Source organism: Salinibacillus kushneri (assembly GCF_900111405.1).
Classification (GTDB): Bacteria; Bacillota; Bacilli; order Bacillales; family Alkalibacillaceae; genus Salinibacillus; species Salinibacillus kushneri.
Window position 1 is genome coordinate 1 of the sequence record NZ_FOHJ01000022.1, and the last position, 14,249, is coordinate 14,249.

Here is a 14,249-nt window from a genome sequence, read left to right on the forward strand (position 1 = left end):
GCCAAAACCATTCCATGGCGAAACCCACGCCATTCCATGATTTCGGCTTATACCACCAGACCTAACCAGTCACCTTCGCTTTTCGTGTCCAGCTACGGCTCCTAGGTCCAGGCAGACATAAGCAAAATCCACTACGTGGCGAAAACCGTGCCACTCCGTGAATTCTGCTTATGCTGTTGGACCTAACCAGTCGCCTTCGCTTTTCTATGTATATTCTCTTTTTTTTCTGGTAATGATGGTAGTAGATTTTAGGAGGGATTTGGATGAAGAAAGGTACGATTAAACAGATTCTATTAATTACGGATGGTTGTTCAAATCAGGGTGAGGATCCGGCTTCTGTTAGTTCAGTGGCTTATCAACAGGGGATTTCGGTTAATGTAATTGGTGTTCTAGAGGATGAAGATTCGGAGCAGCCTGAGGGCTTAGAAGAAGTAGAAGAGATTTCGTCTGCTGGTGGTGGTGTTAGTAGAATTGTGTATGCACAAGCATTATCCGAGACGGTTCAAATGGTAACCAAGCAGGCAATGACACAAACATTGCAGGGTGTAGTAAACCAGGAGCTTCAGCAAATATTTGGTGAAGAGAAAGCTATGGAAGATTTACCCCCTGAAAAGCGTGGAGAAGTGATGGAAGTAGTAGAGGATTTAGGGGAAACAAGTGATTTGGAAGTTTTAATTTTGGTAGATACGAGTGCAAGTATGAGTCCGAAACTTGCGACGGTTAAAGAGTCTTTAGAGGATTTATCATTAAGTTTAAATGCGAGAACAGGAAAAAATCGTTTTTCCATATATAGTTTTCCAAGTAAAAAACAACCTATTTATGAAATCATGCCTTGGACCAATAAACTGGAAAACATCTCATCTGTTTTTCCTAAATTAACAAGTGGCGGGATTACCCCAACAGGTCCTGCACTAAAAGAAGCAATCCATTGCTTCCAATCCACGCCAAAACTTGAGGGATGGAGTTCTCCTGATGGGGATATCTACGAAGAAACCGGTTTTTAATTTGCGTCCTGGTACCAAAATAAGAGGGAAATGGCACCAAAATACCTATCAAATTGTAAAGGTGCTTGGATCTGGTGCGATTGGAACCGTCTATTTAGCCCTTTTTAATCAGCGGTCTGTAGCCTTGAAAATTAGTGACCAGCCATCAGCGATTACAACAGAAGTCAATGTGTTAAAAGCATTCGAAAAGGCCCCGGGAAATCGCCTAGGGCCTTCTTTAATTGATGTGGATGATTGGGCACCAACGAATGCTGATTCATATTCTTTTTATGTTATGGAATATTTAAAAGGACATAACCTTAATGAATATATACAACAAAAAGGGGAGGATTGGCTGGGAATTTTAATCATTCAACTTCTGGGTGATTTACACCATCTGCATCAATTAGGCTGGGTGTTCGGTGATTTAAAACCTGAAAATTTGCTTGTTACCCAATCACCAGCAAGACTTCGGTGGATTGATGTTGGCGGAACAACAAAGAAAGGAAGGGCTGTAAAAGAATATACAGAGTTTTATGACCGAGGATATTGGGGGTTAGGATCACGGAAAGCAGATCCTGCATATGACTTGTTTGCTGTTGCTATGGTAATGATACAAGTATACTATCCCGGCCGTTTTGAAAAGGGGGCCAATCCCTATCAGACCTTAATGAAAAAAATAAAAGCCAATCCACAACTGCGCCATTATGATACTTGCCTGGAGAAGGCTTTGAGAGGCCAATATACTTCCAGCACTCAAATGCAAAAGGACCTAGCACAAAAACTAGTGGAAAAGCGAAAGAATCCAATACCCAAAAGTCATCCTGTAAGGCCCTCTAGCCAGAGGCAAACGTCTTCTATACAACAGGATTCCAGTCCCCCAAAATGGATGGAATCAATTGGTATAGCTTCGGTTACTGGAATACTGTTTGTCTTCTATATGCTCTTGCAAATAATTTCTGGTTTTTAACTTTAGTTCTTTGTATTGTAGTGGTACCATAACAGTATGGAAAGCACGAAATGGAGTGGATGGATTGCTAGAAGATAAAGTTTTGTCATTTTGTCATAAACACCAATTATTCCAAGAAGGAGATCATATCTTCATTGCTGTTTCTGGTGGTGCCGATTCCCTTGCTTTACTCCATTTTTTTATATCTATTCGAGATCGTTACCAGTTGACTGTAACGGCTCTTACCCTGGATCATCAGTTACGAGGAGAAGCTTCCCGGCAGGATGTTCAATTTGTAGAAGAAATGTGTCAGAAATGGGAAGTAGAATGTATTTCGAAGAGTTTAGATGTGATGCAATATCAAGCCAGGCATAAGTTAGGGGTGGAAGAAGCGGCGAGAGAAGTCCGTTATCAGTATTTTGAAGACGAACTGAGCCAAAAACCAAATCCCATTCTTGCCATGGGACATCACGGAGATGATCAAATTGAAACCATGTTTATGCAACTAACCCGAGGTGTTTTTCCAAAAGGAGTACCTTCCAAAAGGAGTTTTGCAAATGGATGGATTATCCGCCCTTTTTTATGTCTAACGAAGCAGGAGATACAGCTATACTGTGATGATCATCAACTTGAACCACGTTATGATGAGACCAATGCCGATGAAGTCTATACCAGAAATGCTTTTCGCAAACGAATCATCCCCTTTATAAAAAAATACAACCCAAGTATCCATCAAAGCTTACAAAACATGAGTGAATATATGTACGAGGACGAAAAATTTCTGTTTTATCAGGCAGAAAAAATGGTTGAAGATTGCGTTCAAACCGGTAATAAACCGGATGATATTAAGGTTGATTTAAATCAATTAAAGGCACACCCACGTCCTTTACAAAGAAGAACCTTTCATCTAATATTAAGTTATCTCTATAGAAAAAAGGGAATAGATTTTTCATCCATTCATGTAGAGAATCTTCTTTATTTACTTGAAACAAATAAGCCAAACCTTCATCTTGACTTTCCCGGAGGTTTAAAGGTCATGAAGGTCTATGATCATCTGGTCCTAACCTTTACTGAAAACGAAATCCATACTTATCACAAGGCCATATATCCTGGTGAAAGCCTTATTTTACCCAATGGAATAGAGCTGACTGTCCAGGTTGAGGATTTAATGGAGATACCAGAGGAAAACACCCGTTATGAGTTTGTTTGTGATGTTTCGCACGTCACCTTTCCTCTCATTATTAGAACGAGGGAAAAGGGAGATAAAATGAAGGTTCGCGGTTTGGGAGGGAGAAAAAAAATAAAAGATATTTTTATTGATGAAAAAATCCCCAAACAAGAGCGGGAAATTTGGCCGATTGTTACAGATAATCAAGGAAAAATTCTTTGGTTAGCAGGGCTGAAAAAAGGGGAGGTTAAAAGTAGTACCTCCAATCATAAGTGGCTTCGGATTACTTTAGACTATAAATCATTTACATAATAAAATAGGAGGATCTCAGGAATGCATAACGACATAGAGGAAATTTTAATAACCGAAGACCAGATTCAGAAAAAAATTCAAGTCATTGCGGATCAGTTAACGTCTGAGTATCAGGATTGTTTTCCGCTTGCTGTTGGAGTCCTTAAAGGTGCATTACCATTTATGGCAGATTTGCTAAAAAGAGTGGAGACCTATTTAGAAATGGACTTTATGGACGTATCCAGTTATGATGGAGGAATGAAATCAACTGGAGAAGTAAAAATTATTAAGGATTTAAACACGAAAGTAGAAGGAAGAGATATCCTAATTATTGAAGATATTATTGATAGTGGATTAACCCTTAGTTATTTAGTGGATTTATTTAAATATCGAAAGGCTAATTCAATTAAAATTGTGACCTTGCTAGATAAACCAACAGGTCGACAGGCAAACGTTAAAGCAGATTTAGTAGGATTTGAAGTTCCGGATGCGTTTGTGGTAGGCTATGGTCTTGATTATCAGGAAAAATATCGAAACTTACCATATGTTGGTATATTAAAACCTGAAGTTTATTCCGTGAAATAATCCATATTTTATGCATGAAACCCTCTCTTATTGTTTACACATTTAAAGAAGGGGAATTAGTTGAGTATGTTGTTTTTAATATGGTACTATTTATTATAGTTTTCTCGCTTGGGAGGAGGTAAGAAATGAACCGGGTATTCCGCAATACGATATTTTATTTAATTATCTTCTTAGTGGTAATCGGTATTGTGAGCTTAATTAACGGTCCGAATCAGGATACAAAGGAACTGACCTATACTGAATTCAGAGAGGCCTTAAACAACGGTCAAATTGAAGAAATGACCGCTCAATATACAAACTATGCTCACTCCATTACTGGTGAAATGACCCTTGAAGATAATACCCAAACAGCATTTGCAACAGAAATTCCTGACAATGAACAGGTATTTAGTGAAATTGAAAATGCAGCAGCAGAACAAGGAATTGAAATGGATGTAACGGCGAAGGAAGAACCTAGTGCATGGGTAACCTTCTTCACCTCAATAATTCCATTTGTTATTATATTCTTCTTGATTTTCTTCCTGCTTAATCAGATGCAGGGCGGCGGTGGCCGTGTGATGAACTTTGGGAAGAGTAAAGCTAAGCTCTACAGTGAAGATAAGAAAAATGTTCGATTTAAAGATGTAGCTGGAGCTGACGAAGAAAAGCAGGAGCTAGTAGAAGTTGTAGATTTCTTAAAAGATCCACGTAAATTTTCAAAAATTGGTGCACGTATTCCTAAAGGGGTTTTACTTGTAGGACCTCCTGGAACGGGTAAAACGTTACTGGCAAGAGCAGTTGCTGGTGAAGCAGGCGTACCGTTCTTCTCCATAAGTGGTTCAGACTTTGTGGAAATGTTTGTAGGTGTTGGTGCATCCCGTGTTCGTGATTTATTTGAGAATGCCAAGAAAAACTCTCCATGTATTATCTTTATTGATGAGATTGATGCTGTAGGACGTCAACGTGGCGCAGGCCTTGGCGGCGGACATGATGAACGTGAACAAACCTTAAACCAATTGCTTGTTGAAATGGATGGATTTGGTGCTAATGAAGGAATTATTATCATTGCTGCAACCAACCGTCCCGATATTCTGGACCCAGCCTTATTACGTCCGGGACGTTTTGACCGTCAAATTCCAGTTAATCGTCCAGATGTAAAAGGTCGTGAAGAAGTATTACAAGTGCACGCGAAAAACAAACCGCTTAGCGAAAATGTAGATGCAAAAACAATTGCTATGCGTACGCCAGGCTTTTCTGGTGCTGATTTGGAAAACTTATTAAACGAAGCAGCCTTAGTAGCTGCCCGTTCTGATAAAAGTAAGATTGAAATGGACGATGTAGATGAAGCCATAGACCGTGTCATTGCGGGTCCAAGTAAGAAAAGCAGAGTTATTTCGGAAAAAGAACGAAATATTGTTGCCTTTCATGAGAGTGGACATACCATTATTGGAATGGTGTTAGATGATGCCGATATGGTCCATAAGGTTACCATTGTTCCCCGTGGTCAAGCTGGCGGATATGCGGTAATGCTACCTAGAGAGGATCGTTACTTTATGACGAAGCCTGAACTCTTAGATAAGATTACAGGTCTCTTAGGTGGCCGTGTGGCTGAAGAAATTACCTTTGGTGAAGTTAGTACAGGAGCCCATAACGATTTCCAACGTGCCACAGATATTGCGCGTAAAATGGTTACCGAGTATGGTATGAGTGAAAAGCTTGGACCATTGCAATTTGGTAATAATCAGGGTGGTCAGGTCTTCCTGGGCCGTGACATTCAAAACGATCAAAATTACAGTGATAAAATTGCTTATGACATTGACACAGAAATTCAGAGAATTATTAATGAATGTTACGATCGTGCGAAGAGCATTTTAACTGAACATCAAGATAAGCATCGCTTAATTGCGGAAACCTTACTTGAAGTTGAAACGTTAGATGCTACCCAAATTACCAGCTTGTTTGAAGATGGACGTTTACCAGAAGTCGTTAAAGAAGTGAATGCAGACGAAGTAGAAAAGAAAGATAATGAGTCTGTTGATTCTGAAGATGTTCGGGTAAACATTCAGTCTAAAGAACAAGGAGAAGAACCATCAGATTCTGATCAGGATACAAAAAATGAAAAACCAGATGAAAATAACGATAAATAAACAAGAAAAAAGCTTCAGTCAACCATTGACTGAAGCTTTTTTCTTCTAGAATAATGGAACATGGTTTATTTGAAAGTTAGGTGTTTTTGCCTTGTGGGTTATCGCCCTACCGCAGCCTGAAATACACAATGCTTTCCGCTATGCGGGGTCTCACATGGGTTACTTCTCCCCGAGGGTGTCTTAGTATATTTCAACTGCTTGGATTTCCTCTCTATCAAATAGAGTCTATAAACATAGGTGTTCATTTCCCTCCAGTGCGATCATCGCTTTCTGCGGGCAATCGGGAGCCTCCCCGGATACAGCTGCGGTGTCTCCCGTATACCGTTCTTCCCAGAGGAGTCTCGCGCACTTTGTTCCAATCAACTGGGGGAGGAAATCAACAATAAGCTTTAACACATCTATCAAATCAACAATCTTTTAGAAACAGCTAAATTTAAAAGCAGAATAAGGTATTTTTTAAAAGGAATATGGTATGATGATTTCGTAAACTTAATATCGCAAAGACTTTGATAAATGATATTGTACTAGGGAATATAAAGTAATAAGGTATTGTAATAATTGAAAGGATTGTTAATCATGAGTGATTATTTAGTTCGAGCAACAGCTTTCGATGGATATGTTCGTGCGTTTGCCATACAGTCCACCGAAATGGTAAATGAAGCTGCCAGGAGACATGATACATGGGCGACAACCTCAGCGGCGTTAGGACGGACATTGTCTATTTCTGCTATGATGGGAGCTATGTTAAAGGGTGATGATAAGCTCACCGTAAAAGTAGAAGGAAATGGTCCTATCGGTGCGATTATAACGGATGCAAATGCAAAGGGTGAAGTGCGTGGGTATGTCCAAAACCCCCATGTTGATTTTGATTTAAATGACAAAGGAAAGCTGGATGTACGAAAAGCTGTTGGTACAGAAGGCTTCGTTAGTGTAGTGAAGGATCTTGGTTTAAAGGATTACTTTACGGGACAAACACCTATAATATCAGGAGAAATTAGTGAAGATTTTACCTATTATTTTGTGACCTCTGAACAAATTCCGTCATCTGTTGGTGCAGGTGTACTTGTGAATCCGGATTTATCAATTTTAGCTGCTGGAGGATTTATCATTCAGGTTATGCCAGGAGCTAGTGATGAGATTATTTCAAAATTAGAAGAACGCATTCAACAAATTCCATCCATTTCTCATATGATACGGGAAGGAAAAACTCCGGAGGAAATTTTAGAGACTATTCTGGAAGGCGGCAATATAAAAATTTTAAATACACAGCCGATTTCATTTCAATGTGAGTGCTCTAGAGATCGTTTGGCTAATGCCATCACAAGTTTAGGAAATGATGAAATTCAGGATATGATTGAAAAGGATAAAGGAGCAACGGCTACTTGCCACTTTTGTAATGAAACCTATGAATTTACAGCTGAAGATTTAGAGCAATTAAAAACATGAGCTGACGAGAGGTGTAACAAAATTGTCTAAGAGGCTTTTATGGGGAATGATTATCGTTTTAATCGTTACAAATATTACGACTGTACTCCTATTAACAAACCAAAATCAAACCTCTGTTAAGAAATTAGAAAACGGTAAAAAAATTCCTAATGAAGTAGCTGTTGTCGGTGATCAATCGATAAAAGCAAAAAAATGGCTCAATGGTTTACAAATGAAGTATGGAAAAGATTATCTTAAATCAATGATTAATCAGGAAGTTGTCTTTCAGTTAGCTGAACAGCAGAATCTTTCGCTTGAGGACAAGCTTGTTCAGCGAGAATTAGCTATGGTTGAATCAACAACCGGAATTATGGATGAAGAGGAAAGGAATAGAAAGAGAGAGCAATGGAAATCCACTATTCGATACCAAAACCTCTTAGAAGAATTACTCACTCAAAATATTGAAGTAACAGATTCGGAAATTAACGAGACTTATCAAGAAGACACTGAGCAGTATGACTTTCCTACCTCCTATCAGATGTCCCATATTATTGTGGAGGATGAAGGTACTGCACAATCTGTTATTAGTGAGTTAGAAAACGGAGATTCGTTCTCTAGCTTAGCAAAGAAATATTCAATTGATGAAAACACAAAAGAAAAGGGCGGTTTTTTAGGGTATTTCCCCGAAGATAGTACATACCTCCAGGATATTTATTTTGAAACAGCTGCAGGTATGGAAGAAAACACGTATAGTCAACCTTTTGAAATAGAAGACGGAACTGTTATTTTATATCTTCATCATATTCTTCCAGATATTGATGTGGAGTTGAAAGATGTACAACAGGAAATTAGACGGGAGATAGCCAAAAATAAAATGGACCATGAAATAACTGCAGAGTATTTATGGGGAGAAATAGGGGTAAACTGGTTTTATGGCGATCAATAATAGATCGCCATTTTTACATACTGGTTTTAAGGAAAAGCATTGGAACCTGTTGGGGGAGATAATGTCGGTAACTATAAACTCCCACTGTATGACAGCGAAATGTTTGACATTTCTGTCTTATTCACATATTGTATAATTAAAGTTTATAAAACATATTAAATTACTCGGATTTAGGAGTGTTAAAATGAAGGTATATGAAAACATTATCGATGTGATTGGTAACACACCTGTAGTGAAACTAAATGGTATAGCGGACGAGAACAGTGCAGATATTTACGTAAAGCTCGAATATATGAATCCTGGCAGCTCTGTTAAGGATCGTATTGCTAAAGCAATGATTGAAGATGCTGAAGAAAAAGGAAGACTAAAACCAGGTGACACAATTATTGAGCCAACAAGTGGAAACACAGGAATCGGACTGGCTATGGTTGCAGCAGCAAAAGGCTATCGTACCATCCTTACTATGCCTGATACAATGAGTAAGGAGCGTCGTAACTTGTTACGTGCATATGGAGCTGAACTTGTGCTAACGCCAGGCAGTGAAGCTATGAAAGGCGCCATCGCAAAAGCAGAAGAGCTGCAAAAAGAACATGGATACTTTATGCCCCAGCAATTTGATAATGATGCAAATCCGCGTGTTCATGAAGAAACAACTGGTAAGGAAATTGTAGAACAAATGGGAGACCAGTTAGATGCTTTTGTTGCAGGAATCGGAACTGGTGGTACGATTACAGGTGCTGGTCAGGCTCTTAAGAAGCACTATGAAAACATTAAACTTTACGCGATTGAGCCTGAGAATTCTCCTGTTCTTTCAGGTGGAAAACCAGGGCCACACAAAATTCAAGGGATTGGAGCAGGCTTTGTTCCTGAAGTATTAGATACGAAAGTTTATGATGATGTCATTACTGTTACTAATGAAAGTGCCTTTGAAACAGCTAGGGAAGTTGCTAAATCACAGGGTATCCTTGGAGGTATTTCTTCAGGTGCAGCTATCTATGCTGCTAAACAAGTTGCAAAAGAACTCGGTAAAGGCAAAAAGGTATTAGCTGTTCTGCCAAGTAACGGGGAACGTTACCTGTCTACTCCTTTATATAACTTTGAAGAAGAGTAAGAGGATTTAAAGGCCAGAAATATTCTGGTCTTTTTTTAATGGCTAAAAAATCTATGTCTGAAAAAATACAAATTCTTTGATATGATAAAGGAAATGGTCAAAGTTAACGTATTGATTGGAGAGAGCAAAATGAGTCAGCTTATCAAATTAGGAGGAAAAAGCTATAATCTAAATCAACAAACACTTGTTATGGGAATTTTAAATGTGACTCCTGATTCATTCTCGGATGGGGGAAAATATAATGACCAAAAGCGGGCTGTGGAGCATGCGGCAACGATGCAGCAGGATGGTGCTGATATTATAGATATAGGTGGAGAGTCCACACGTCCAAATCATACTCCGGTTTCCGTTAAAGAGGAGCTGGAGCGTATTATACCCAGCATTCAGGCTGTTCAGAAACAAGTGGATATACCGATTTCTGTCGACACCTTTAAAGCAGAAACAGCTGATGAGGCTGTAAAAGCAGGTGCGCACATGATTAATGATGTTTGGGGGGCAAAAAAAGACCCGGAAATTGCAGATGTCGCAGCAGAGCATAACGTTCCGATTATTTTAATGCATAATCGGGATAATCAGGACTACCACGACATTATGGAGGATATAAAAACGGATTTAGCAGAAAGTATTGATATAGCGAAAAAAGCAGGAGTTAAAGATGAACAAATTATTTTAGATCCTGGGGTAGGATTTGCTAAGTCTATGGATGAAAATCTCCTTGTTTTACGGCGCTTAGATGAGCTTCAAACGATGGGTTATCCGATTTTATTAGGTACTTCAAGAAAACGTGTCATTGATTACGTTTTACACCTGCCTGTGGATCAGCGCATGGAAGGAACGGGTGCGACAGTTTGTTTGGGTATTGAACGTGGGGCTGGGATTGTAAGAGTCCACGATGTAAAAGGAATAGCCCGAATGACAAAAATGATGGATGCAATGCTAGGGAAAAGCAGGTGAGAACAAAATGGATAAGATTCATGTAAAAGGTATGAAGTTCTACGGTTATCATGGACTATACCCTGAAGAAAACAAGCTTGGTCAGCGTTATATTGTTCATTTAACACTGGATATGGATCTTTCTCGGGCGGGAAAGACCGATAATATGAAGGATAGTGTAGACTACGGAAAGATTTACGATGTAACAAAGCAAACGGTTGAAGGACAAGCCAAACAGCTGGTGGAAGCATTAGCAGAAGACATTGCTAATCAAATGTTTCAATCCTTTCCAGCCATTAAAGGAATAACCGTTGAAATTGAAAAACCAGAAGCCCCTATTCCAGGACAATTTGACTCAGTAGGGGTAGAAATCTACCGGGAGAATCGATTATGAATACAGCCTTTATTGCCTTAGGCTCAAATATAGATCCACGGGAAAAATACTTAGAAGAAGCTATTCTATTTCTTAGAGAACATCACGATATTCAAGTGGAGTCCGAATCCGATATTTATGAAACAGAGCCTGTCGGATATAAAAATCAAGCTCGTTTTTTAAATATGGTTATAAAGGTTACAACCGAATTAACACCGTATGAATTATTGTCTTACTGTCAGGATATCGAAGGTAAATTAAATCGCAAGCGGGAAATTCGATTCGGACCACGAACAATCGACCTTGACATTTTGTTGTATAATCAAGAGAATATGAATGATGGAAAATTAACGATTCCACACCCGAGGATGCATCAAAGAGCTTTTGTATTAATTCCGCTTTCGGATATTCAAGCAGATTTGAAAGTGAATGGCCAAACGGTCAAAGAGTTAGTAGAAGCTCTACCAGAAAAAGAAAATAAAGGGGTAGCAAAATGGAAGCAGAGAAGTGGGGAAGAAGAATTCGGTCCTTTCGTAAACTGAAAGGTTATACACAGGTAGAATTCGCTAAACATATTGGCTATTCCGTCTCAATATTAGGGGAAGTTGAACGAGGAGCAAGACAGCCTGATCAGACTTTTTTGACCAGAGTATCGACAGTTCTGGATATTTCTGTTGAAGAACTCGCTCCAAAAGAATAAAGAAAAAGGAGGATTCATGTTCAAAATCGGTCATATTGAAATTCCAAATCGAGTTGTCCTTGCCCCGATGGCAGGTGTTTGTAACTCTGCCTTTCGCCTTACTGTCAAAGAGTTTGGAGCAGGACTTGTTTGCGCTGATTGGTCGGGCTGCATTAGGAAATCCTTGGATTATTTATCGTACTGTGAAATCCTTGGAAACAGGAGAGCTGATAGAAGATCCAACACCAATACAAAAATTGAGGTTTGTAAGCTTCACATGGATCGTCTTATTGCGCTAAAAGGTAAAAAGATAGCCATCATGGAAATGCGTAAACATGCTGCGTGGTACTTGAAAGGCCTTAAAGGGAATGGTAAAGTTAGAAAACGTATAAATGAATGTGATACAAAAGAGGGTTTAATTCAATTTTTAGAGGACTATACTAATGAACTAGAGGCAAGAGTATTGGCTTCTTAAATCTTCTGGTGGACATTAATAGAGCATACAGACAATCGAAAACTGCCAGTCCTTCTGGCAGTTTTTCTCTACATAGCTAAGGAAATTGGAGTGATGACGTTGACAGAGGAAATAAATGACCTCATGCGTGCAAGATTAGAAAAACTTCAAAACTACCAGGCGCAGGGAATTAATCCATTTGGTAGTAAGTTTGAGCGGACCCATTTATCCGCGGATTTAATTCATGAGTATGATGAATATACAAAAGAAGAATTACAAGAAAAAGAAATTCCAGCCACCATCGCAGGCCGTATTATGACTAAACGAGGCAAAGGGAAAGCGGGTTTTGCCCATATTCAGGATCTCCAGGGTCAAATTCAAATCTATGTACGTAAGGATACTGTTGGAGAAGAGGCTTATGAATGGTTTCAGTCTGCTGATTTAGGTGATATTGTAGGTGTAACAGGAACAGTATTTAAAACAAAAGTTGGTGAACTGTCTGTAAAAGCCAGTGAGTTTCACATGTTAACTAAATCCTTACGTCCATTACCTGATAAGTTCCATGGATTAAAGGATGTTGAGCAACGATATCGCCAACGCTATTTAGACCTGATTATGAATCCGGATAGCCGGGATACCTTTATCACACGTAGTAAAGTTATTCAATCGATGCGTGAGTATTTAAATAATAGAGGATTTCTGGAAGTAGAAACTCCTATGATGCATACCATTCCTGGTGGTGCTTCTGCTCGTCCGTTTGTAACGCACCATAACGCATTAGATATTCCTTTATACATGCGAATAGCTATTGAATTACATCTAAAGAGATTAATAGTTGGAGGACTGGAAAAGGTTTATGAGATTGGACGAGTCTTCCGAAATGAAGGGGTATCAACACGTCATAACCCTGAATTTACAATGATCGAGCTTTATGAAGCCTATGCAGATTTCCACGATATTATGGAACTAACTGAAAATTTAATTGCCCACATTGCTAAAGGGGTTTTGGGAACAACGAAAATCCAATATGGTGATTCGGAAGTAGATCTGGAACCTAAGTGGAAGAGACTTCACATGGTGGATGCGATAAAAGAGTATGTTGGTGTTGACTTCTGGAAACCTATGAGTGATGAAGAGGCTCGTAGCCTGGCTAAAGAACATGGTATTGAAATTGAAGATAATATGAAATTTGGACATATAGTTAATGAGTTCTTTGAACAAAGGGTGGAAGAAAAGTTGATTCAGCCAACTTTTGTATACGGACACCCTGTAGAAATTTCTCCATTAGCTAAGAAAAATGAAAATGATAATCGTTTCACAGATCGCTTCGAATTATTTATTGTTGGAAGAGAACACGCCAACGCTTTTTCGGAATTAAACGATCCTGTTGATCAAAGAGAACGTTTTGAAGCACAGTTAAAAGAGAGGGAAGAGGGTAATGATGAAGCTCATATGATGGATGAAGACTTTTTAGAATCTCTTGAATATGGTCTCCCTCCAACCGGCGGGTTAGGAATTGGCATCGATCGTCTTATTATGCTGCTTACCAATTCTCCGTCTATTCGAGACGTGTTACTATTCCCTCAAATGAAGAGTAAAGAATAAGGGGATATAAGCCGTAGTAGCTGAATAGCTACTATGGCTTTTTACGTTTTTACTATTGATTTCATTTGTATTGTAAACATTGTTAGAAGGAAGGAATAGGAGAAGCTTAATAAAGATAGCTATACTTTGTAAGTTTCTGAATAAAATAACTTTTAAAATTCACTTGATTTCATGCATAATCCATGATAAATTATTAATCGTTGCTTGCAAAGCAACAAAAAACACATTGTTGATTCAGCGCTAAAAATTAAGTGTTGAAATCAATCAGAAAGCATGTTACATTATTACTTGTCGCTTTAAACGTCGCGCAAAACAATATAAAAAGTTATTGACATTCAGTTGATAACTTGATATAATATTTAAGTCGCTTTGAGAGCGACGGACTTCGAACCTTGAAAACTGAACAAAACAACCAGTACGTCAATTCGCTATTTTGATAGCATTGATGAATGAGCAACAGGAAAACTTTTATTGGAGAGTTTGATCCTGGCTCAGGACGAACGCTGGCGGCGTGCCTAATACATGCAAGTCGAGCGCGGGAAGCAGGCTGACCCCTTCGGGGTGAAGCCTGTGGAACGAGCGGCGGACGGGTGAGTAACACGTGGGCAACCTGCCTGTAAG

At 39.0% G+C, this 14,249-nt stretch carries 13 protein-coding genes, 1 rRNA gene and 1 pseudogene; all 15 read left to right on the top strand.

Annotated features, from left to right (window positions below; translation table 11 throughout):
- Nucleotides 1-263: 263 nt before the first annotated feature.
- Nucleotides 264-1,004 carry a vWA domain-containing protein gene (locus tag BMX63_RS17570; RefSeq protein ID WP_093137901.1) on the top strand — a complete coding sequence of 247 codons (741 nt, stop codon included), beginning with the start codon at nt 264-266 and terminating at the stop codon, nt 1,002-1,004.
- The gene (locus BMX63_RS17575; protein ID WP_093137902.1) at nt 973-1,953 is read left to right on the top strand and encodes a serine/threonine protein kinase; all 981 of its coding nucleotides are present in this window, start codon (nt 973-975) and stop codon (nt 1,951-1,953) included. Before BMX63_RS17570 ends, BMX63_RS17575 begins: the two co-directional genes overlap by 32 nt.
- A 64-nt stretch (nt 1,954-2,017) precedes the next feature.
- A complete protein-coding gene (tilS, locus tag BMX63_RS17580) occupies nt 2,018-3,412 on the top strand; it encodes a tRNA lysidine(34) synthetase TilS (protein WP_143060184.1) in 1,395 nt (464 codons plus the stop codon).
- A 21-nt stretch (nt 3,413-3,433) separates the two neighbouring features.
- Entirely contained in the window at nt 3,434-3,976 is a 543-nt protein-coding gene (gene hpt / locus BMX63_RS17585; protein ID WP_093137906.1) for a hypoxanthine phosphoribosyltransferase, read from the top strand.
- Between the two features lie 125 nt (nt 3,977-4,101).
- Entirely contained in the window at nt 4,102-6,102 is a 2,001-nt protein-coding gene (gene ftsH / locus BMX63_RS17590; protein ID WP_093137907.1) for an ATP-dependent zinc metalloprotease FtsH, read from the top strand.
- A gap of 576 nt (nt 6,103-6,678) precedes the next feature.
- Nucleotides 6,679-7,548: an Hsp33 family molecular chaperone HslO gene (hslO, locus tag BMX63_RS17595; RefSeq protein WP_093137909.1), complete on the top strand. Its 870-nt coding sequence runs from the start codon at nt 6,679-6,681 to the stop codon at nt 7,546-7,548.
- A 22-nt stretch (nt 7,549-7,570) separates the two neighbouring features.
- Complete coding sequence (locus tag BMX63_RS17600) at nt 7,571-8,473, top strand: peptidylprolyl isomerase (RefSeq protein WP_093137910.1); 903 nt, start codon at nt 7,571-7,573, stop codon at nt 8,471-8,473.
- 184 nt (nt 8,474-8,657) lie between these two features.
- A complete protein-coding gene (gene cysK, locus BMX63_RS17605; protein ID WP_093137912.1) occupies nt 8,658-9,584 on the top strand; it encodes a cysteine synthase A in 927 nt (308 codons plus the stop codon).
- A gap of 129 nt (nt 9,585-9,713) precedes the next feature.
- A complete protein-coding gene (folP, locus tag BMX63_RS17610; RefSeq protein WP_093137913.1) occupies nt 9,714-10,538 on the top strand; it encodes a dihydropteroate synthase in 825 nt (274 codons plus the stop codon).
- A gap of 7 nt (nt 10,539-10,545) precedes the next feature.
- On the top strand, nt 10,546-10,911 hold the full coding sequence (gene folB, locus BMX63_RS17615) for a dihydroneopterin aldolase (RefSeq protein ID WP_093137915.1): 366 nt from the start codon (nt 10,546-10,548) through the stop codon (nt 10,909-10,911).
- Entirely contained in the window at nt 10,905-11,432 is a 528-nt protein-coding gene (gene folK, locus BMX63_RS17620) for a 2-amino-4-hydroxy-6-hydroxymethyldihydropteridine diphosphokinase (RefSeq protein WP_143060185.1), read from the top strand. The genes folB and folK overlap by 7 nt, the downstream gene beginning before the upstream one ends.
- Entirely contained in the window at nt 11,384-11,590 is a 207-nt protein-coding gene (locus BMX63_RS17625) for a helix-turn-helix domain-containing protein (protein WP_093137917.1), read from the top strand. Before folK ends, BMX63_RS17625 begins: the two co-directional genes overlap by 49 nt.
- A gap of 134 nt (nt 11,591-11,724) precedes the next feature.
- A pseudogene (locus BMX63_RS17630) lies at nt 11,725-12,044 on the top strand (tRNA-dihydrouridine synthase); the annotation flags it as partial.
- 93 nt (nt 12,045-12,137) lie between these two features.
- On the top strand, nt 12,138-13,628 hold the full coding sequence (gene lysS, locus BMX63_RS17635; protein WP_177167379.1) for a lysine--tRNA ligase: 1,491 nt from the start codon (nt 12,138-12,140) through the stop codon (nt 13,626-13,628).
- 468 nt (nt 13,629-14,096) lie between these two features.
- A 16S ribosomal RNA gene (locus tag BMX63_RS17640) occupies nt 14,097-14,249 on the top strand; the annotation flags it as partial.

Coding starts and splice junctions, on each gene's coding strand:
- cysK (WP_093137912.1), top strand. CDS start 8,658: ATGAAGGTATATGAAAACATTATCGATGTGATTGGTAACACACCTGTA.
- BMX63_RS17575 (WP_093137902.1), top strand. CDS start 973: ATGGGGATATCTACGAAGAAACCGGTTTTTAATTTGCGTCCTGGTACC.
- BMX63_RS17570 (WP_093137901.1), top strand. CDS start 264: ATGAAGAAAGGTACGATTAAACAGATTCTATTAATTACGGATGGTTGT.
- ftsH (WP_093137907.1), top strand. CDS start 4,102: ATGAACCGGGTATTCCGCAATACGATATTTTATTTAATTATCTTCTTA.
- folP (WP_093137913.1), top strand. CDS start 9,714: ATGAGTCAGCTTATCAAATTAGGAGGAAAAAGCTATAATCTAAATCAA.
- folB (WP_093137915.1), top strand. CDS start 10,546: ATGGATAAGATTCATGTAAAAGGTATGAAGTTCTACGGTTATCATGGA.
- hslO (WP_093137909.1), top strand. CDS start 6,679: ATGAGTGATTATTTAGTTCGAGCAACAGCTTTCGATGGATATGTTCGT.
- lysS (WP_177167379.1), top strand. CDS start 12,138: ATGACGTTGACAGAGGAAATAAATGACCTCATGCGTGCAAGATTAGAA.
- BMX63_RS17625 (WP_093137917.1), top strand. CDS start 11,384: ATGGAAGCAGAGAAGTGGGGAAGAAGAATTCGGTCCTTTCGTAAACTG.
- hpt (WP_093137906.1), top strand. CDS start 3,434: ATGCATAACGACATAGAGGAAATTTTAATAACCGAAGACCAGATTCAG.